The organism is Wolbachia endosymbiont (group B) of Parapoynx stratiotata, assembly GCF_947250635.1.
Lineage (GTDB): Bacteria > Pseudomonadota > Alphaproteobacteria > Rickettsiales > Anaplasmataceae > Wolbachia.
Genome location: NZ_OX366335.1, coordinates 1,273,169 through 1,294,697 on the forward strand (window position 1 = coordinate 1,273,169; position 21,529 = coordinate 1,294,697).

General features: G+C 34.3%; 13 protein-coding genes, 1 tRNA gene and 3 pseudogenes. 8 read left to right on the forward strand and 9 right to left on the reverse strand.

Going from position 1 to position 21,529, the window contains the following annotated elements:
* The 4 genes from gatA to OOT12_RS05910 form a co-directional block, all read right to left on the reverse strand.
* On the reverse strand, positions 1–1,467 hold the full coding sequence (gatA, locus tag OOT12_RS05895; protein WP_264685252.1) for an Asp-tRNA(Asn)/Glu-tRNA(Gln) amidotransferase subunit GatA: 1,467 nt from the start codon (positions 1,465–1,467) through the stop codon (positions 1–3).
* Between the two features lie 186 nt (positions 1,468–1,653).
* Complete coding sequence (gyrB, locus tag OOT12_RS05900; RefSeq protein ID WP_264374594.1) at positions 1,654–4,026, reverse strand: DNA topoisomerase (ATP-hydrolyzing) subunit B; 2,373 nt, start codon at positions 4,024–4,026, stop codon at positions 1,654–1,656.
* A 221-nt stretch (positions 4,027–4,247) separates the two neighbouring features.
* Positions 4,248–5,480 carry a hypothetical protein gene (locus tag OOT12_RS05905; protein ID WP_264374593.1) on the reverse strand — a complete coding sequence of 411 codons (1,233 nt, stop codon included), beginning with the start codon at positions 5,478–5,480 and terminating at the stop codon, positions 4,248–4,250.
* A gap of 70 nt (positions 5,481–5,550) precedes the next feature.
* A complete protein-coding gene (locus OOT12_RS05910) occupies positions 5,551–6,417 on the reverse strand; it encodes an ankyrin repeat domain-containing protein (RefSeq protein WP_264376507.1) in 867 nt (288 codons plus the stop codon).
* A gap of 234 nt (positions 6,418–6,651) precedes the next feature.
* Here OOT12_RS05910 and OOT12_RS05915 point away from each other — a divergent pair, with 234 nt between their 5' ends.
* Genes OOT12_RS05915 through plsY form a run of 5 tightly spaced genes read left to right on the forward strand, consistent with a single transcriptional unit; the run spans position 6,652 to position 11,519 of the window.
* Complete coding sequence (locus OOT12_RS05915) at positions 6,652–7,335, forward strand: phosphatidylserine decarboxylase (protein ID WP_264374591.1); 684 nt, start codon at positions 6,652–6,654, stop codon at positions 7,333–7,335.
* The gene (locus OOT12_RS05920) at positions 7,332–8,102 is read left to right on the forward strand and encodes a CDP-alcohol phosphatidyltransferase family protein (RefSeq protein ID WP_264374590.1); all 771 of its coding nucleotides are present in this window, start codon (positions 7,332–7,334) and stop codon (positions 8,100–8,102) included. Before OOT12_RS05915 ends, OOT12_RS05920 begins: the two co-directional genes overlap by 4 nt.
* Positions 8,103–8,124: 22 nt before the next feature.
* Positions 8,125–9,462 (forward strand): alanine/glycine:cation symporter family protein, encoded by a 1,338-nt coding sequence (locus tag OOT12_RS05925; RefSeq protein WP_264374589.1) that lies wholly within the window; start codon positions 8,125–8,127, stop codon positions 9,460–9,462.
* A 2-nt stretch (positions 9,463–9,464) separates the two neighbouring features.
* The gene (locus OOT12_RS05930; protein WP_264374588.1) at positions 9,465–10,931 is read left to right on the forward strand and encodes an alanine/glycine:cation symporter family protein; all 1,467 of its coding nucleotides are present in this window, start codon (positions 9,465–9,467) and stop codon (positions 10,929–10,931) included.
* A 9-nt stretch (positions 10,932–10,940) separates the two neighbouring features.
* Positions 10,941–11,519: a glycerol-3-phosphate 1-O-acyltransferase PlsY gene (plsY, locus tag OOT12_RS05935; RefSeq protein ID WP_405197548.1), complete on the forward strand. Its 579-nt coding sequence runs from the start codon at positions 10,941–10,943 to the stop codon at positions 11,517–11,519.
* On the opposite strand, the gene OOT12_RS05940 is transcribed toward plsY, so the two are convergent.
* From OOT12_RS05940 to OOT12_RS05950, 3 genes are all read right to left on the reverse strand, one after another.
* A complete protein-coding gene (locus tag OOT12_RS05940; RefSeq protein ID WP_264374587.1) occupies positions 11,514–13,397 on the reverse strand; it encodes a hypothetical protein in 1,884 nt (627 codons plus the stop codon). The two genes, plsY and OOT12_RS05940, sit on opposite strands and share 6 nt — an antisense overlap.
* 55 nt (positions 13,398–13,452) lie before the next feature.
* Positions 13,453–14,349 carry a cation diffusion facilitator family transporter gene (locus OOT12_RS05945; protein ID WP_250120286.1) on the reverse strand — a complete coding sequence of 299 codons (897 nt, stop codon included), beginning with the start codon at positions 14,347–14,349 and terminating at the stop codon, positions 13,453–13,455.
* Positions 14,350–14,377: 28 nt separating this feature from the next.
* Positions 14,378–14,450: transfer RNA gene (locus tag OOT12_RS05950), tRNA-Val, on the reverse strand.
* A gap of 519 nt (positions 14,451–14,969) precedes the next feature.
* On the opposite strand from OOT12_RS05950, the gene OOT12_RS05955 reads away from it, so the two are divergent.
* Positions 14,970–18,365: a peptidase M2 gene (locus OOT12_RS05955; protein WP_264685254.1), complete on the forward strand. Its 3,396-nt coding sequence runs from the start codon at positions 14,970–14,972 to the stop codon at positions 18,363–18,365.
* Here OOT12_RS05955 and OOT12_RS05960 read toward each other — a convergent pair.
* Positions 18,310–18,615: pseudogene (locus OOT12_RS05960) on the reverse strand (transposase); the annotation flags it as partial. The gene OOT12_RS05955 and the pseudogene OOT12_RS05960 sit on opposite strands and share 56 nt — an antisense overlap.
* 73 nt (positions 18,616–18,688) lie before the next feature.
* Between OOT12_RS05960 and OOT12_RS05965 the strand changes: the two are divergent.
* Complete coding sequence (locus tag OOT12_RS05965) at positions 18,689–19,921, forward strand: IS256 family transposase (RefSeq protein WP_096097236.1); 1,233 nt, start codon at positions 18,689–18,691, stop codon at positions 19,919–19,921.
* Positions 19,922–19,956: 35 nt separating this feature from the next.
* On the opposite strand, the pseudogene OOT12_RS05970 reads toward OOT12_RS05965, so the two are convergent.
* Positions 19,957–20,790, reverse strand: a pseudogene (locus tag OOT12_RS05970) (IS256 family transposase); the annotation flags it as partial.
* Positions 20,791–20,854: 64 nt separating this feature from the next.
* Between OOT12_RS05970 and OOT12_RS05975 the strand changes: the two are divergent.
* Positions 20,855–21,229 (forward strand): annotated as a pseudogene (locus OOT12_RS05975) (IS256 family transposase); the annotation flags it as partial.
* Positions 21,230–21,529: the final 300 nt, after the last annotated feature.

A 21,529-nucleotide genomic window follows, 5' to 3' on the forward strand; every position in this document is an offset into this window, starting at 1 on the left:
TTACGTAAGGGAATTAACTATTCTGCCACAATTTTGCTCTATCACACTTGCCATATTTAATATTCCAGCTTCATCGTAATAATTTCCAATTACTTGCAAAGCAAGTGGTAAGCCTTCATTGGAAAGTCCAACAGGAACAGAAATAGCAGGTAACCCCGCTAAGCTTGCCGGCACGGTAAACACATCATTGATGCACATAATTAGCGGGTCTGGCTTTTCATTTAAGCCAAAAGCTTCTGTTGGAGCAGATGGCACAAGTATGTAATCTATTTTTTCAAACGCTTTTATAAAATCATCTCTAATTAATGCCCTAATGCACTGTGCTTTTTCATAATACTCATTGTAATGACCTGAAGAAAGCGCATAAGCACCAATTAAAATTCTCCTTTTCACTTCTTTACCAAAACCTTCTGCTCTTGTTAGCGAATACATTTCTTCAAGGGTATCAGCATCAACCCTGAATCCGTAACGTACACCATCATAGCGAGCAAGGTTAGATGAAGTTTCAGCAGAACAAATTAGATAGTAAACCGGTATCGCATATTTAGTATGAGGCAGAGTAATGTCAACAACTTCAGCACCGTTTTCTTTTAAATAGGAAGCAATTTTTTCCCAATTATGAACTATTTCATCTGAAATTCCATCCATCTTATACTCTTTTGGTATACCAATGCGCTTACCCTTAATATCACCATTTATAAAACTGGAAAATTTAGGCACTGGCCTTTTGCTCGATGTTGAATCTTTTTCATCATAGCCACAAATTGTTTCCAGCATTAACGCTGAATCAGAAACGGAACGAGTAATTACTCCTGCTTGATCGAGAGAACTTGCAAACGCAATCATACCAAAACGCGAACACCTTCCATAAGTTGGCTTTATTCCAACAACTCCACAATAAGCTGCTGGTTGGCGTACAGACCCACCAGTATCACTTCCTAGTGCTCCAGCACATAAAAACCCAGCAACTGATGCTGCAGATCCACCAGATGATCCACCAGGAACAACTTTTTCTCCGTCACTTTTTCTAATCCATACATTTTTAACAGGACCAAAATAGCTGTTTGTGTTCGCAGAACCCATAGCAAACTCATCCATATTAAGTTTACCAAGCATGGCTGCTCCACTTTTTAAAAGCACATTAGATACCGTAGATTCATAAGTAGGGATGAAATTTTCCAGCATTTTTGAGCATGCTGTTGTTTTTATTCCTTTTGTACAGAATAAATCTTTAACACCAACTGGTATGCCCATAAGTGGTGAAATATTATCTTTTTGTTTCAAGAAGTATTCATCTGCTATTTTAGCAGCTTTTATCGCGATTTCTGGGGTTTTTGTTACAAATGCATTTAGTTGCTCATTTTCAACTGCATTAACATGCGTCTCTACAAGCTCAACAGCAGAAAAATCCCCCCGCCTAAGTCCATCATGCATCTCTGTAATAGTGAGCCTTCTCAATTCATTCATTAATATTCAATGTTAGCGAGGCATTAATTATAACAACAATAGGACAGAAAATCTATATATTTATGATCGAAAACGGGAATACAACCGAGATCAATTCAGATTTCTGAAATGGATTGGTTAGTAGTACGTTTTAAATAGCCGGTTTGGCACACAATGCTAAGCCATAAGGGTTTAGCGTTTCTAAAATCAAATATCAACATCATGCACATTAAGTGCATTGTTATTTATAAAGTCACGACGTGGTTCAACTATATCACCCATTAGCACCGAGAATATGCTATCTGCTTCTTCACAATCTTTTATTTCAACTTTTAGCAGAGTTCTAGTTTCTGGATTGAGTGTAGTTTCCCAAAGCTGATCAGCATTCATTTCACCAAGGCCTTTAAATCTCTGCAGAGTTAAACCTTTTTTACCATAATCCATCACTATTTTTGCGAGTGCACTTGGAGACTTTATTTTTATTTCAGTTTCTTGTGACTGTAAAAATGAATCACCATTAAATAAGTCAATTATGTTATCAAGAGAACTCAATATATTCCGTATTTCTTTACTTTCAAGCATACTAAGCGAGAATACATATTTGTCTGCTAACCCTTGAAACAATTTAGCAATGTGAATTTCCTCATCTTTTACTTCTACTTCCCAATTATATTCACTATACATCAATTTTAAATATTTTAATATCTCATCAGCAGACAATAGAGCATTCTTTTTGCTTAAAATTAGCAATGATTCTAAGAGATCTTTTGGTATTTCCCTATCATAATTTTTGCTAATGTTTGAAATACTGAGGCAGTTATTCAAAACGAAACGCAAATCTTTGCCTACACCATTTAATGTTAATCTTTTAATCGCTGAATTTACTATATACTCTTCAAAACTTTCATCATCTTTGATATAAGTATCTTTAGCATTTTTTGTAACTTTATAGAGCGGTGGCTGCGCTATGTATAAATATCCTTTCTCAATTACTTCACGCATATGTCTAAAAAAGAAAGTTAGAATCAAAGTTCTTATATGCGAGCCATCAACATCTGCGTCTGTCATAATGATAATTTTATGATACCTAGTTTTTTCAATATCGAAGTGCTCACTCCCTATTCCAGCCCCAATTGCCGTGATCAGAGAGCCAATTTCTGCAGATGAAAAAATACGATCCAGCCCTGCACGTTCTACGTTTAGAATTTTCCCTCTTAAAGCAAGTACCGCCTGTGTTTTACGATTACGTCCCTGCTTTGCAGTACCACCTGCGGAATTACCCTCTACTATAAACAATTCCGATAATTCAGGAACTTTTTCCTGACAATCGGCAAGCTTTCCAGGTAGAGTTGCAATATTAATATTGTTTTTATTTTTAACTAACTCTCGTGCTTTTCTTGCGGCTTCTCTTCCTTTTGCTGACCTAATCGCTCTTTCTACTATACTTGCTGCTAACTTGGGGTCAGTTTCAAGTATTGTACTCAACTTGTCAAAAACTATGCTCTCTACAACTGCCCGCGCTTCAGAACTGACCAATTTATCTTTTGTCTGTGAAGAAAATTTAGGATCAGGCATCTTGAGAGATAAAACACAAGTTAAGCCTTCTCTAACATCTTCTCCAGTCAAATTCACTTTTGCCTTCTTCAAAAAACCTTCATTGTTTGCATAGTTATTGATACATCTGGTTAGTGCAGATCTAAACCCCGCCAAATGCGTACCACCATCCCGTTGTCTTATATTATTTGTGAAGCATAGCATATTCTCATAGTAGGAATCATTCCACTCCATTGATATTTCTACACTGGTACCTAGATCTTTTACATTATCTCTAATGCTGGCAATTTTAGTAACATGTGTCTTATTCTTGTCTAAGTACCGTACAAAATTAGCTGTACCAAAATTATCTTCAGACTCTTTACTATCGTTAAAATGAGACTTTACATGTGGTTTATTACGGAGATCACACAAAATGATCTCAATATTTGAGTTTAAAAATGCCAATTCTCTGATGCGACTCTCAAGAGTGGAGTAACTAAAATCAATACTACTAAAAGTCCCCGTTGATGGCATAAACGTTACTCTAGTTCCTCTTTTATTTTTGTTTTCATTAATTACCTTTAAAGATTCAACAGACTCACCATCTTCAAAGCGTATGAAATATTCCTTCTTATTGCGCCATATGGTTAATTCCAGCCAACTCGATAACGCATTAACAACTGAAATTCCAACACCATGTAATCCTCCAGAAACCTTATAGGTATTGCTGTCAAATTTACCTCCTGCATGTAATTGGGTCATTATCACTTCTGCTGCTGATATCCCTTCCTCTGGGTGAATGTCTGTTGGAATGCCACGACCATTGTCGGTTACAGAAACTGAACCATCTTCATTTATGCTAACTTCAATCTTACTGCAATACCCAGCCAAAGACTCATCTATCGCATTGTCAACAACCTCGTACACCATATGGTGCAGACCAGATCCATCATCAGTATCACCAATGTACATACCTGGACGCTTTCTTACAGCATCAAGACCTCTTAGGATTTTTATTGCGTCAGCGTTGTAGTTACTTTCCATGGAATTGCTTTATTTATAAATATTAATTAATATTACATTTGTATGTGCTGATTAGCAACATCTTTAAGTTGAGAGAAGGATTCTTGACATATAGATAAAATATAATACATCACCTACACGAAGTGGTTTTACATGTTATTTCAATACATAGACTTAAATTGAAACAACCATACAAAATTCTGCTTCATATTTCAAAATAAATGGCCACAATCAAATACAATTTACCTTCTTCTTTCAATTGGACTTTCTAGATCAACACAGGATAAGTTGCTCATACACTCTTTTAATATTTCATTCTTTTTATCATTGTTTAATCTATTGCTGAACTCTTGATACCTTCTCTCAAGAGCTGAATGCGTAGTCATAATATACCTTACTGTTTCAGATGATAACTTTGGTAACTCGCTACGGATCCTTTCTTGTGATTTTCCAGAGAAATTGGTGAAATTGGCTTTGGCCATTTCAGGGAATTTTTGTGTGATCGTTTCTTTTATCATTTCTCTAGCCTCTTCTCCATCGAGTTTAATAATCACTGATGGATGTAAGCCAGATAAAGACTCAAATAATTTATTGTATGTTCCACCTGCACAACTTTGACCTTGATTACCGTAAGTTGTTGCAGCGTCTACAAGACCTTTTAAAAACATATCTTTTCTGTTTTTTATGTCTTCATCATTCAAAGGAGTTCTTTGATTTTCTGTCCCTGTATTTCTATCATTGCAGGCTTTCCAACATAAAATAGCTGCTTGCTTTAGTGTTAACTTACTATGATTGTCTTTAAAATTATCTCCTGTTCTATTGATAAATCTTAAGCATTCAAGTGCATGAGATTTATCGCCTTCTGTAAATTCATTTGACTGTGTGATGTACTCTTCAATGTCGGTTGTGTTGCCTCTATTTAGCTGTACATAGAATTCATCTTTGCTTAAATTCTCTTTATACTTTTCTATGAGTCTATCAACACTCAAGTTTATACTAGCAACTGCACTTGGGTCATGAGTAGTTTGTGCCATAAAAGGAATGGCTGCTAAATCTTGAAAGAAAATAGGCCTTTCTTCCTCTGGAATTTGTTGTATTAAATCGTTAAACTGCTGTATGTCTTCAATGAGTGATTTGTTTAGCAACCATAAACACAATATAGGCAGTACCAAAAGCACACAAGAATTAATAATGTGTACAATTAAAAAAATGCTTAATGTTATTCTAATAACATTTTTTGGCCACGCTGATAATCTTTTTTCATTTTCCCTTGGTTTGAAAAAATAATTTACTAATGATAAATACAAAGAGAGCTGTACAAGAAGAAAAAATGAAGGAATCATACTTACTAATAAAACTATATTAATGAATCTTTTAATCTTATTAGTGTTGTTGTAAGCATTTTGCACTCTTTCTATTAAAGCCTGTACTCTATTTCTATTTTGCTGTTGATTATTATTTTGACCTGCAAACATACCCCATTCTAACATTAATATATCATGCTATAGAAAGAATGTAAATAAAGCAAGGAATTTAGAGCTGCTTTTATTTTTGTTTGATTGGGGATACCACTTCTATACTTTCTGCTCCATCTAAGGTACTATGTGGTTTTTCTACAGTAATCTTGGGAGTTACTTTATTCTCGATATCTGCTCCATATGAGCTAAGTACTTCAATGGCCTTTTCATTTCCACTATTGAGTGCAATATCCAAAGCATCTATTCCATCTTTATTTTTGTGGTTGATAAAATCCTTCAACTGATCTCTACCAAAGCTTTCTATATATTGTTTAATGATGAGTTCCACTACTTTTCCAGGACAATTATTAGCAGCAGGAAAAAGTATTGTGTTGTTATTATTATCTTTTTTCGTTATGTCTGCTTTGAGTTTATTCATCAAATACTCGATAACTTCTACTCTGCTATCATTCTTTGCTTCAGTGCATTGCCTAATAGCTAAAAATAAAGCTGTACGCCCATTATTATCAATATCTTCAATATTCTGTCCCTTGTCAACTAAGGCTTGTATTACACTTTTATTTCCATATAAAGTAGCAAGGTGAAAAGGTGTATGTCCTTCAGTGCTTTCTCTTTCATCAATTGACGCACCATTGCTAGCTAGCAATTCTATAAACTCTGGCGTGTTTGCAAAAATTGCAAGGTGCATTGGTGTTAAGTCATCTTTGCCATGATTTCCAGTTTTTGCGTTAACGTTTGCTCCGTTATTTATCAGCAATTTCGCTATTTCAAACTGCTTATACCCGATAGCAACATGCAGTGGCGTACGATTACGTTCATAATTATCATTGACGTTTGCACCAGACTTTATTAGTAGCTCTGTAGCTTCAATATCACCCATCCGAATTGCAGAGTATAAGGAAGGAGATTCATCTTTTTCTATTTCCCCTGTCATACGAAATTGCGAACATATTAATTCATAGATTATTAAGGATTATTATTAAGTTTTTATTAAAATTATATTAATAATAGTTAAAAAACTTCAATTTTTATTAAAAAATTTACATCTATCAGCGATTTTATAAGCAAATGTTTATATAATAATTCGAAAAGTGAAACAGTAAAAAAAAGCTTTTCATGAGAAATTATAAATGATAAATTGTTAATAATGAATTATTGAGAATAAGTTATGTGCTTTGGTTTGCCTAACATAAACAGAGAAGGTTATTTATTTATAATTGTTTCCTTTATAGTAACGTGTATAGCATTTTCTATATCTTGGGGGACTGGAATTACTTGCTTATTACCAACACTACTATGTACTTATTTCTTTCGTGATCCAGCAAGAGCTGTACCAAACAATAAGGATTTTATATTAAGTCCCGCTGATGGTGTGGTTTCAAAAATTGAAGAAGTTAGTTACCCTTTATCAGAAGAGAATAGAGAAGAGAAAAAGTTTACGCTTGTCAGCATATTTCTAAGTGTTTTAAATGTTCATGTGAATCGTATACCAATATCTGGTACGATAAAGGAAATGAGCTACAAGAAAGGCAAGTTTGTTTCTGCAATGAGTAATAGGTCCAGTAATGAAAATGAAAAGCAGGTTATTGTGATTGAGTATGAAAAGGAAAAAGAAATCATTGTGGAACAAATAGCTGGATTTATCGCACGCCGCATTGTTTGTAATTTAAGAGCGTCTCAGAATGTAAAAGCAGGTGAAAGGTTTGGAATTATAAGATTTGGCAGTAGAGTAAATATTTATATCCCTGCTGGAATAGAGGTAAGAGTCTCAGAAGGCCAAACTGTTATTGGTGGTGAGACAGTTATAGCAGATTTAAATAAACAAGAGAAGCTTACCTTTGACATTGTATGAATAACGATGAAAGTAACGGTAAATCCTTACCTATTACCAAGTTATTTCCAAATTTTATAACTTTACTAGGTTTATGTGCTGGCCTTACTTCACTTAAATTCACATTTAATGAACAATGGGAATTTTCAGCAATTTTTATTATCATTGCAGCAATAATAGATGGAATGGATGGCAGAATAGCAAGAATTCTAAAATCAACTAGCGATTTTGGAGCACAGCTTGATTCTTTTGCAGATTTTCTAAATTTTGGTTCAGCACCTGCTTTTCTTTTATATTTTTGGAAATTAAAGGAAATTAAAGTTGTAGGTTGGATCTTAGTAATGATATATGTAATCTGCATATCAATAAGACTTGCAAGATTCAATGTTTTACTACATTCAGAACAATTATACTGGAAAAAATTTTTCTTTTCCGGCGTTCCAGCTCCTGTATGCGCTTTACTTGCTCTGTTACCAATAATTATTACCTTTCAATCTCATGAGAGTGAATACTTACTTCTTATAGAGCAATTTTTTAACGTAAAGAATACAGCTTGTTACTTTTTGGCCATTTCATTTTTTTCGATAAGTCATATTCCAACTTTCTCTGCAAAGCACATTTATGTTCCTAGAAGCCTATCCTATATATTTGTGTCGTTTTTTGGAATATTGATCATACTGTTTATAAGCAAGCCCTGGATAACACTACCAATTTTAGGTGCATTGTATATACTTACTATTCCAATAAGCACTGGACTTTATATATACTACACATATAAAACTCATTAGCTATATAAAAGTAGTGAGCAGCATGATTGTAAAAGCAACTGATCTATTAAACTCTCTTCTGTATATAAAGATATTCAACATTCCATTTATAATTCTTTGGGTAATTGCAACTGGAGTTTTTTGTACGGTTCGGTTCAAATTCATTAACTTTAGATTATTCAAGTATGGAATACAGACGCTATTCAACCTAAAATGTAATGGTAATAACAATGGTATAATCACTCATATTCAAGCGTTTACAACAGTCATTTCAGGAACAGTTGGCCTTGGAACAATATCAGGAGTTGCAATAGCTATTACAATAGGGGGCCCAAGTGCAATTTTTTGGATGATAATTACTGGAATACTCGGTATGTCGATAAAGTTTGCTGAAGTAGTACTTGCATTTACCTATCGTTCTGAAAGCACAACAGGTGGAGCTTTTTATTACATGGAGCGTGGATTTGCAAAGATTGGATTTATGAAGACTGGCAAATTCCTTGCATTTATCTACGCAGTTATGCTGCTTGTTGCAATGATTCTAGGCGGCATACCATTTCAGGCAAATCAAATTGCAGCGTTGTCAAGTAACTTATTTGAATACAACACATCTGTTATTATCTCGCTATTTGTATTAATTGTAATACTGGGAGGAATAAAGCGAATTGCTTTAGTTGCAACAGGTTTAGGGCCGATCATGATAATGTTATATATAGGCATGTGTATATATTTAATCTGTGTAAACGGAAATAATCTACTGAATGCTCTATCTATAATATTTCAAGATATCTTTAACAAATCAGCTATAGGAGGTGGAGTATTGAGTGGATTAATAGCAGGGGTAAGAAGGTCAGTGTTTGCTAATGAAGCAGGTACTGGAACAGCAGCTATAGCACATTCGATTGTAAAAGAGAAAGACCCAGTTAAAGTTGGAAGTGTTGCAATGATTGCACCATTTGTAGACACAATATTAGTCTCATTTTTGACTGGTATTGTGATAATTATCACCGATATGCATAGCACTAATACCGTAGGTGATATTACGTTAGTTAGCTCAGCATTTTCAACAGCCTTGCCTTTATTGAGCAAGCTAGCTCTTCCGCTGATAATGTTTTCCTTTGCATTTTCCACAATAATAGCTTACTATTACTACTGTGAAGTTGCCCTGTTGTACTTATTTGGTAACAAAAAAGTACTGATATTGTTCCAAATTCTTATAGTGGGTTCAGTGTATATCAGTTGTATGTCAAAAAATATAGAATTTATATCTTATTTAGGCGATAGCCTGTTTATGTGCCTTATGATTCCAAATGCTGTTGCAATATATCTACTGAGAAGGGAAGTCTTAAATACAATAGATTCTTATTACAAAAGGTATTAAACATGATTTATAGATTGCTTTGCATGATGTTATTTTGCCTATCGTTTAACGATGTATACGCTGCTTCAGTTTTTCATAAAAGTTATGACACTGCATTAAATGGAGTAAGCAACTTCATGAATGAAGTGTTGTTTTTCAAGATCTTTCACGTACCATTTATAATTCTTCTATTGGCTTTTGGTTATATATTTCTAACACTACGTTTTAAATTTCTCAACATAAGGATGTTTAAGCATGCATTCGCTATTTTATGTGGAAAATATGACACAGATCATCACGATGGTCACATTACTCATTTTCAGGCATTTGTAACCGCGCTATCAAGCACAGTAGGTCTTGGAACTGTTGCCGGTGTTGCAATTGCAGTTTCAATGGGAGGACCAGGAGCGGTACCTTGGATGATGATTACAGGCTTTTTTGGTATGTCAGCAAAATTCGCTGAAGTGACTTTAGCATTCAGGCACAGAACAGAAGGTCAAGAGCAGTTATTTAGTGGTCCTTTTCAATATATAAGAAATGGGCTAGAGGAATTTGGATTTAAAAAACTTGGTATCGTACTGGCTGCAATATATGCAGCGGTTTTTGTATTATCAGGTCTTGGTGGAAGTGTAGCGTTTCAAACTAACCAAATGGTTTCAATATTATCTGGTTATTCAAATTGGATAGATGGTCATCCTTGGTTTCTCTCTTCCATAATTTCTACGTTACTTGCTCTGGTGATTATCGGTGGAATCAGGAGAATAGCTAAAGTCTCTTCTGCGCTGGTGCCTATTATGTCACTCATATATATTTTGAGTTGTTTCACGATTATTGCATTCAATATTCACAATTTTAGCAATACATTAAAAATATTGTTTTCCAGTATGATAGACTTCAATGCTGTTGGTGGTGGAGTAGTAGGAGCATTTGTCGCTGGGATTCAAAGGGCAATTTTTGCCAGTGAAGCAGGTGTTGGTTCTGCTGCAATTACTCACGCTGTAGCTAAAGATGAGGAGCCGGTTAGGACTGGTCTAGTTGCTATGATAGAACCATGCTTTGATACAATGTTAATTTGTTGCTTAACAGGAATAACAATAGTAATAACAGGTGCATACCAGACCAGCACTGGCGAGGGAATACTGATCACCCAAAAAGCATTTGAGACAGTTTCTTCTTGGTTTCCTATCCTTTTAACCATAGCTGCGCCTTTGTTTGCATTTTCTTCAGTAATTTCATTTGTCTATTGCTGTGAAATGGGATGGTTATATTTATTTGGTCCAAAGAGTATAGTGATATACCGAATATCGGTAATAATTGTGGCATTTCTCTCTGGTCTTTCCAAAGATATAATGGCTATTGCTAATATTGGTGGGGCTTTATTCTCTTGTTTAGCACTCATCAATATGACAGCACTTATACTATTTAGCAATCAGATTAACAATGAAGTCCAATGTTATCTAAAAAGGCTAAGGAATAACAAAATTAGCTAGATTTCTGCTATGATAGAGATATTTGTAGTCTTTGTATTATCTTACATATTAGGTTCAATACCGTTTAGCTTAATTATTGCAAAAATAAATGGTATAAATTTAAGAGAAGTAGGTTCAGGAAACATTGGTGCTACAAATGTTGCAAGAACAGGAAATAAGAGACTTGCTGTCCTCGCATTATTTTTAGACTCTTTGAAAGGATTTGTCGGGGTTTATACAGCACAACAATTTTGTGATAATAACGATTTTTATATATATGTATCTGCAATTTTAGCAGTTCTAGGGCATATGTTTCCTATTTGGCTAAGGTTCAATGGAGGAAAGGGGGTTGCAACAACTTTGGGAGTTTTGATAGCACTTAACATTTCTATAGCATTAGCATTTGTATTTGTCTGGCTAATAGTATTTTTTATCTTTCGGTACTCCTCTCTTGCTTCCTTGGCTGCTACTGCAGCAGCTGTTATAGCATCTTTCTTTTTTCAAAAGGAGTTATTCCTTATACTACTCACTGTAGCGATATTAATTTTCTTGAAGCATTACAAAAATATTGCAAATCTTCTGCAAGGCAGAGAGCATAAGTTTCTATAAGCAATGAGATGTTAAATCACTGACACTTAAACTACGAGATAAACTGCTTGATGGTATTATTTTATCTTCTTTATTTAAGATTGTAATTTTTACTCTTGTTATACTCTCTACTTCTTGAGGTATTAAAAATTCATCTTCAATGAATCTTTGCTTCACTTCTTGTATTTTTTCATAAAGTGTGGTTACATTGCGCTTATTTTGATTATAAATATCTTCAATCTCTATCTCTAGCCTGTGTGAAGCTTCTTTTTTTAACATGTTATTTATCACTGCTTCTGTTATTGCTAGCTTTTCTTGCAGAATTTTCTTTATTTCTTCTTTATCGTCTCTGCTATTTTTACTCAGTTCCGTGTATACCCTATAACACCTTTTCTCTAGTGGTAACGTTCTTAAACTATCTAACATTCTGGCCACTTGACCCTTAATAGTCTTCTTGGCTTTCAATTTTAATTCTTTTACTTCTTCTTTTATTATTTTGCTAGCTATTCTCTTAGCTTCAGTTAAAGATGAGTCCTTGAGAAAAAAATCTGTTCTAAGCAAATTTTGGTTTAAAAGCTCCAAAAAGACTTTTCCTTTGATGTTTTCGAGTTGATCGTCTAAACCATCCCCCTGTAGTTTATTTGTTATGTGCTGAGACAGCGCAAAGTGCTCTAATTTATTTAACTTTACAGAGCTGATATTTTTCATTAACGTCAGCACAATTTGTTCACTATATTGAGAAGTAAAACTCAGTAAATTTCTCATTAAGGAAATACTTACTTCTGCAATAAAATCATCAACTATTTTTTGACTTTTATCATCTTCATAATTATTTTGGGCGTTATGCCAAGCCCTAAGAATTTCTTTACTGTTCTTCTTATTTTTTAGCCTGTCTAACATAAACTTACGTGCTTCATTTTCTGCTTCTGTAAGGAGCATTTGTCTAGGTGGTGTAAATTTAATCTCTGGATCGGAATGAATACCCTCTAATGTACTTAACATTCTGTAGATAACACCAGTAAAACATGTGTTAGGAATTCGTTCTTTTCTAGAGAAAGTTTGGCTATCTAGTAAATTTGCAATCAACGCGTCTTTTTTATTTTTTACAGCTTCTCTATCTCCATCATTGCAGGCTCTAAGAACTAACAGAAGAATTTGTCCACCAGTGAAACCAGAGCTATGTTTCTCATTACCTTTGCAAAAATCTTGCAAAAACATTACTAATTTTCCCTTATTCTCATTACTAAATGGTTGGCCATCAAGCATATGTAAGTGATTTATATATTCAATAAACTCTTTAAATCCCTCATTATTAATAGTGTCTTCAGATACTTGTTCAGTATATTTATCTTTTAATTTGTCAATATTTTTAATGATATCATTATTTAATTGATGGGGTAGTAAATGTTCAAGCTTAATATCAAAGCTATTGACTAGCCCACGTGAGTTTTCTTTTATGCCTTCTAAAAAGAAACTAATAGCAGCTTTGAGTAACGTAAATGGATTAAAATCCTTTGGCCTTAATTCACTTTGTAATAGAATTAAAATCATTGCAAGTGGTATTGTTGCAAGTAACGAAACAAGCAGGAAAGTAGTTGTAAAAGTTATATATGTTATAGAGGCAAAAAATAAAAGGAAAGATGCTATCTTAATTTTATTATCCTTAAAAAATATTTCCCAATATTCCTTTTTACTTATTTTTTCCTGCTTTGCAGCTTTTATGTCTTTATAAACGTAAAAAGTTTTTATTTCAGATCTAAAAAACAATGTGGCAAAAGATAAAAAGACATTGGCAGGATTAACTAAAATGCTTAAAGAAACAAAAGCTGCGAAGTAACTTGCTGTCTTTAATCTGTAAGAATCCTTTCCAGGAAATTGTATTTGGGAAATACCTATCATAGCCTACTCTCTATAATATTATGATATTGTAGTAATAACAAATAGCCTATAGATGTCAATGCTTAAGTATTTTACTGTCTACGCACTCATCGTATTCAATTTCAACTGTAGAGTGCGCAATTTCGAACCTATTTAATAGTATTTTTTTTATCTCATACAAAATATTAGTGTGTTGTCCATTTTGCTTTATCTTGGCATGCATAGTAAGTATAAAATAATTATCAGATAGTGACCATGCATGTATATGATGCACATCTATCACTTCAGGTAACTTAGATACAATCTCACTTTTTATCTCCTCAGCAGATACACTCTCAGGTGTACCTTCAAGGAGTATATGGCAAGAATTCTTGAGAATTTTATATCCACTGTTTAAGATTATTACACTGACAAATACTGACAAAATAGGGTCCACTATTTGCCATCCGGTAAACATGATAATTATGGATGCAAGTATAGCAGCTACAGAACCTAAAATATCTCCGATAACATGCAATACAGCACTTTTTATGTTTATATTACTTTCGCATTTACTATGTAATATAAAAAAGACTATAATGTTAGAGATTAGGCCAAGTGTGGCAATTATTAGCATTACTTTCCATTCCACATTGACCGGACAAATGAATCTCTTTATTGATTCAATTATAATGACCGCTGCAATGAAAAATAGAGTTAAACCATTAACAAATGCTGCAATTATCTGCAATCTGTGATACCCATATGACCTCTGTAAATCAGATTTCTTAGCTGAAAATTTGTGCGCTACCCAGCTTAAAATCAAGGCAAAAAGATCAGTGAGCATATGCCCTGCATCTGATAGTAGAGCAAGCGAATGTGAAATTACTCCACCTACTATCTCCATAAGCATTGTTATTGCAACTATTATTATGGAATAAATTAAGCGCTTGGACTCTGCTATTGAGTGTTTGCCATTGTGCACTGCTGTCATACAAAATCTTTTTATGAGCAAAAAAACGTGGGTAACACTGGGCTCGAACCAGCGACCCCTTGCACGTCAAGCAAGTGCTCTACCAACTGAGCTAATTACCCATCTTAACCTTAGTATAGTGCTTCAGTGAAATGAAAGTCAATTTGCTTTTAGACTTCTTGCTGGATGAAATTCCTTGACAAACCTTCTTACCTTCCTTACTATATTAGCAAGGGTATTCATACTTGTTTTTATCTTCGCGGGTTTAACAACAAAATTCAGTAAAAAACTCAGGTATTTATTGGCAAATTACATAAAAATTATAGCGGCTTTTTTTATTTTTTCTACATTCAGCCAAATCGCGCTTGTTAGCACATTATTACAACGCCAATTTACATTATAAAACTCGCTACTAAAGGATTTTTTTACCTTTTTTTCTACTCAGTAAATTTCTTAATTATAATTCCGCTACTTATTAACAGCTATGGAATTTTAGCTATATTCTCGATTTTTCATATTAAGTTAACTATCTATACCTTTTTATTAAGATATAAATTATACCAATATGAGAATTTACGTTTTTTTCAGATGAGTCACTTTATGCTTGATATTGTAAAGACTAATAAATTAGGGGTAAAGTAATGACAATCAATCAACAAGTAAACAAAAATATAACTAAAGAAGAATATTTTAACGATAAGCATGTTATAGAAGTTAAAGATTTAAATATTAAAGTAGAAGTTTATTCTCATAATTTAAGAGCAAGTAAAGTTGCTCACATTGAAAGTGAGATAAGAGAAACAGCTACTAATTTTAAAGATGCATTTAAGCTGGAGCCTGGTAGCTCAGAACAAACGTTCAAAATTTATGTGTTTGATGATAAGGCTGATTACACTCATCTTGGCGGAAGCGAACGTTTTGGTTCTTACCTTGGAGATGAGGGTGGTAAATGTTACTACAAAGGAGAAGCTGATGTTTTTGCTGAGATGTATGTCTATCAGCAAGGTGGCGTTCATAACCTTCAGCATGAATTTGCACATGGTTTAACTTACTTGGCTACAGGAGGAAAATCTCTACCTACAGTATTAATGGAGGGAATTGCAGATTACTTTGAGCACCATTCAGATCACAAGTTCAATGCTCAAGGGTCAAGTATCGATAAAACCGAAGCTGCAAATCTAGATTTAGATAAAATTTTAAGTTTAAAATATTCAAATAACAGCGAAGAAAATAGTTTGGTTTATAAGACAGGCCATGCGTTGATAATGTACTTACAGGAAAAAGATCCTAGTTTATTAAGAGACTACCTAGATGCTTTACGTCAAGGTAACTCAGATGAATCAAAAAGTTTCTTGAAAGACATAAAAGGACATGATGCTGACTTCAAAAGTTGGCTTGCTGAGAATGATACAGAAACTGCAATGGAACATCTCAACGCTTTGCAAGTTACAAAAGGAGATTTTATAGCAACTGGTCAAGAAATAGTGGGTGGAGAAATTAAAGATGTATCGTATTATAAAGCAAATATAGAAAAAATAGATGGAGAAAACGTTGGAAGTTTTTCTCCTGTAGAACATGTTGCGTTTTATGATGTTGCTCGTGCTATAAATAGAGCAACAAATGATACACTTGATATATCAAAGGAATATCATTTCCTTAAGGTAGTAAAAACTTCCGATGGACAGGATAAACTAACTTACTCTGACCAACAAGGTAATGAATACCAAAACAGTCTAGAGTATAAAAGTCAGGCTTTAAGGACATTGTCAAATTACGATGAGAATTTAAAAAAAGTTTATGATAATGCATTGAAAGCCCTGGATGAGCAGATTCGCAAGGAATCCGATGCAGTACGTGAAAAATACCATAGGCAAGAGATTTCTCGTGAAAAACTTTTGGAACAATATAATTTCATTACTTCTTCCTCTCGATATGAAGAATTGAAAAAATCCTTGCTTGATGAGATGATAAGCACTGGTTCAAAACAGTTAAAGTCAACTCAGAACATTGACGTAGAAAAGATGTTAGAAGAGATGGTTAATATCGATCCAAACCTAATCAGAGGTGCTCATATTAATCTACAAGAAGGTAAAGTTTTCTCTATCAAAGCTCTTGGTCACGGAGATATGGGTGCACTATCTATATATGATGGGAATACAAAGCTTGGAGAGTTGTCGAGCGAATCGGGCTTTTTTAAGCAAGTTGAAGGTCAAACTAAAGAAACTTTTGTTTTTGAGGACATATTGCACAACTTGAATACTCAATATGACGGTGGTGCTTATATGGCTATTACAAAAGAAAATGGTCATTATAAAGCTTCTCTGATAGATGGCAGAACAGTTGAACGTGATGAATACTTTGATGAAGCACATTTACATGAAAATGAATTGTTGCATCCTAGCACTGGACACATTCAAAAAGATTTAGATTCTCTGCTTCTTAGAGGGACCAAAATTCTAAATCATCAGGATTCAAAGCATGCTCAATATTCTGATGAGCAAAGAGAAAGCGGCGTAATCGTAGAAAAAGGAACATTATTGGATGATAAAGGGACTGATAGAACAGACGACGATGTATACGAAGCGGTTGTAAAGCAAGGAGGCAAAAATCTACATGAATTCAAAAATATGGGTTTCTATATTACTGAAGAGATAAAAAATGAAAGAGGTGAAGTTATAAATGAAAGTAACTTGTTCATTCATGATCATGGAAAAAACGTAAGGTTTCAATTGCCAGGCAATGTTACTCACCTAAAATTGGTGGAAAAAGATGGACAATATAAATTAGCACCATCTGATTCTGAAGGAAGAGAATACAGTAGCATACCAGACGAATACAAATATATTGACCCAGTATTTGCACATGAATATGAAAAGAGAGATTATTCTCATAAACATATAAATGTGGGCCTTATAAACTTAGAAAAATATGCCCCTGGTAAACTTTTTACCATTAAACATGATCCAAATGATTATCAGATACAAAGAAATTCGAGTGGTGAAATAGTGAGAATCAACAATCAAAGATATTTCACTAAAGTAAAACTATTTGATGGTGATACTGATGAAGAAATTGGAATGTTATCTAATAATTTCCATGACTTCAAAGGAAAAATATTCTTTTCTGCTGATTATAACTACAGCTATAATGATTTCCTCGCATCTGTTTCTCCTCAAGTTGAAATTGAGAATATGGGAAATGGAAGCAAAAAAATAACTTTCGATCAAGGCAGTGGCGATATCGGTGACACTAATAGAGGCTACACTGACTATCAAAGGATATACACAAGGGAAACCGAAAGTCCAAAAGGGCAAGTAAGTGAAACTAAGACAGAAGTTCATAGTACTACTAATGTTGTTGCTGAAGAGAGAAACGACAATAGTGAAATACAGTCTGATCAACCACAAATTCCAACAAGGGCAAAAAGGTCAGCTTCAGTGGAGGAGAAAGAGCAGGTAGTGTTGAAAGACACAATCTTGAAAATAGAAAAGAGCTATGATAGAGATGTAGAAGGAAAGCATAAGGCAAATGTAATCATAGATTATAATGATGTGAAAGCCTTGTATAATAGAGCAGAAGGAGCAGATAAGCAATCTGTGTTAGATTTTTGGAACAAACTGCATACATCGGATTATAAGATTGGTGCTTTGCCGGAAGACAAGTATTACTTTAAAGATGGCAAATTTCTAATTCACGATAGTGACACGAAAAAGCTTATAGTGTTACCTGAAGATAAGGTATCCATCAAAATAATGAAGGATGGTGATAGTTATAGTTTGGCTATATCAAATGGTAATGGCAAAGTAATAAGCAGCATTAGTAAAATAGATAATCCAAATTACGAATTGCTATCAGATTCAAGTCACTTCAGCTTAGAAACACAAGATAACTTTGAGTTATTAGATCAACATCATGAATATAATCTCTATCTAGAGAATGGTTTTGTGGGGAACGTTCAAAAAAGTGTGTCAAGCCGCATTTTTAGTTCAACTCAATTTTCAATCTATCTGGAAAGAAAATATCAAGTTGAGACATAGTTAAAGCCCAATTAGGGAGAGCCATAATCCACTTTTGCTCTACCTTTTTTATAGCACAATATACCTGTTTGTACAAGGCATTTGTACTAGTAAATGAACCCTTAGTTTTAGTAAATTTCCTGATTTGTCTATGCAACCCCTCAATTGGATTGGTGGTGTAAATCAGCTTCCTAACTTGCCCAGAATACTTAAAATAACTGGATAAGTTTTCCCAATTGTTCTGCCAGGATTTTATAACTAAAGGATACTTCTCGGGAACGTTCAAAAAAGTGTGTCAAACCGAAAAAAAAGTAATAAATTGATATAAAAAATGGAGGTTTGATATGGGTCAAGCAAATAGAACTACTGGTTTGGTAGATTATAAAGAATTAGAAACAAATATCCTGTCATCTATACGAGAAGGAAGACCATTGACAGGAAGAGATGGAGCATTAACACCGTTTATAAAAAGGTTGCTAGAGGCAAGTCTGGAAGGTGAAATAGAAAGCCACATGTCAGCTAAAAGTGAAGAAAATAACCGAAGAAATGGAAGGAATGCAAAAACTTTACGTACAAGTTCAGGCTCATTTGAACTATTAACACCAAGAGACAGAGAAGGAAGCTTTGAACCGCAAATAGTCAAAAAAAGGCAAACAAGCCTACATCCAGAACTTGAAGCAAAGGTCTTAAGCACATATGCCAGTGGCATGGGATACAGAGATATAGCTTCACATGTTGAGGAAATATATGACCACAAAATATCAGCAGCAGAGATATCCAGTATTACTGATAAACTGCTACCAGTAATCAATGAATGGCGCAGCCGCCCACTGCAATCAGTGTATCCAATAGTGTTTATGGATGGCATGTTCTTTAAGGTCAAGGAGGACGGACATTGTATAAGTAAATGCATGTATAATATATTGGGCATAAATCAAAATGGCAGAAAAGAAGTATTAGGTTTTTATTTGGCTGAAAGTGAAGGAGCTAACTTCTGGTTGGGAGTTCTAAATGACCTAAAAGAGCGAGGAGTAGAAGATATTCTAATTGCCTGCATTGATGGGCTAAAAAGCTTTCCTGCGGCTATAAATAGTGTGTTTCCTAAGGCAGAAGTACAGCTATGTATAGTGCATCAGATAAGGAATTCACTGAAATATGTATCTAGCAAAGATGTAAAAGTTTTCATGAATGATTTGAAAAAAATATATCGTGCTTCAAGTAAAGAGATCGCTGAGAATTATCTGCTTGAGCTGGAAGAAAAATGGGGAGAGAAGTATCCTTTAGTTATAAAATCCTGGCAGAACAATTGGGAAAACTTATCCAGTTATTTTAAGTATTCTGGGCAAGTTAGGAAGCTGATTTACACCACCAATCCAATTGAGGGGTTGCATAGACAAATCAGGAAATTTACTAAAACTAAGGGTTCATTTACTAGTACAAATGCCTTGTACAAACAGGTATATTGTGCTATAAAAAAGGTAGAGCAAAAGTGGATTATGGCTCTCCCTAATTGGGCTTTAACTATGTCTCAACTTGATATTTTCTTTCCAGATAGATTGAAAATTGAGTTGAACTAAAAATGCGGCTTGACACACTTTTTTGAACGTTCCCCTTTTACATCTTTGCTAGATACATATTTCAGTGAATTCCTTATCTGATGCACTATACATAGCTGTACTTCTGCCTTAGGAAACACACTATTTATAGCCGCAGGAAAGCTTTTTAGCCCATCAATGCAGGCAATTAGAATATCTTCTACTCCTCGCTCTTTTAGGTCATTTAGAACTCCCAACCAGAAGTTAGCTCCTTCACTTTCAGCCAAATAAAAACCTAATACTTCTTTTCTGCCATTTTGATTTATGCCCAATATATTATACATGCATTTACTTATACAATGTCCGTCCTCCTTGACCTTAAAGAACATGCCATCCATAAACACTATTGGATACACTGATTGCAGTGGGCGGCTGCGCCATTCATTGATTACTGGTAGCAGTTTATCAGTAATACTGGATATCTCTGCTGCTGATATTTTGTGGTCATATATTTCCTCAACATGTGAAGCTATATCTCTGTATCCCATGCCACTGGCATATGTGCTTAAGACCTTTGCTTCAAGTTCTGGATGTAGGCTTGTTTGCCTTTTTTTGACTATTTGCGGTTCAAAGCTTCCTTCTCTGTCTCTTGGTGTTAATAGTTCAAATGAGCCTGAACTTGTACGTAAAGTTTTTGCATTCCTTCCATTTCTTCGGTTATTTTCTTCACTTTTAGCTGACATGTGGCTTTCTATTTCACCTTCCAGACTTGCCTCTAGCAACCTTTTTATAAACGGTGTTAATGCTCCATCTCTTCCTGTCAATGGTCTTCCTTCTCGTATAGATGACAGGATATTTGTTTCTAATTCTTTATAATCTACCAAACCAGTAGTTCTATTTGCTTGACCCATATCAAACCTCCATTTTTTATATCAATTTATTACTTTTTTTTCGGTTTGACACACTTTTTTGAACGTTCCCTGCATTGATGGGCTAAAAAGCTTTCCTGCGGCTATAAATAGTGTGTTTCCTAAGGCAGAAGTACAGCTATGTATAGTGCATCAGATAAGGAATTCACTGAAATATGTATCTAGCAAAGATGTAAAAGTTTTCATGAATGATTTGAAAAAAATATATCGTGCTTCAAGTAAAGAGATCGCTGAGAATTATCTGCTTGAGCTGGAAGAAAAATGGGGAGAGAAGTATCCTTTAGTTATAAAATCCTGGCAGAACAATTGGGAAAACTTATCCAGTTATTTTAAGTATTCTGGGCAAGTTAGGAAGCTGATTTACACCACCAATCCAATTGAGGGTTTGCATAGACAAATCAGGAAATTTACTAAAACTAAGGAAAATGTTCGACTGCGCAAGCGATCACGTTTATCACGATCATAACTCAGCCTATATCTAATATACAAGGAGGGCCCTGCCCTCTTTTTGTTATTCCAATGCCCAGACACTGGCATCCAGTTAAATTTGCTAGTATAAAAGTAATCAACGTTTCTTATGATGGAAAAATGGATTCCAGTGTCAAGCACTGGAATAACACCAAAGGGGCTACTAGGATGACATCGTCTGCTACATACTTAGATCACAAGAGAAGAATTCTGAAGCGAAAAGCTTCAAGGAAATCTTATGCAAAATCTAGTA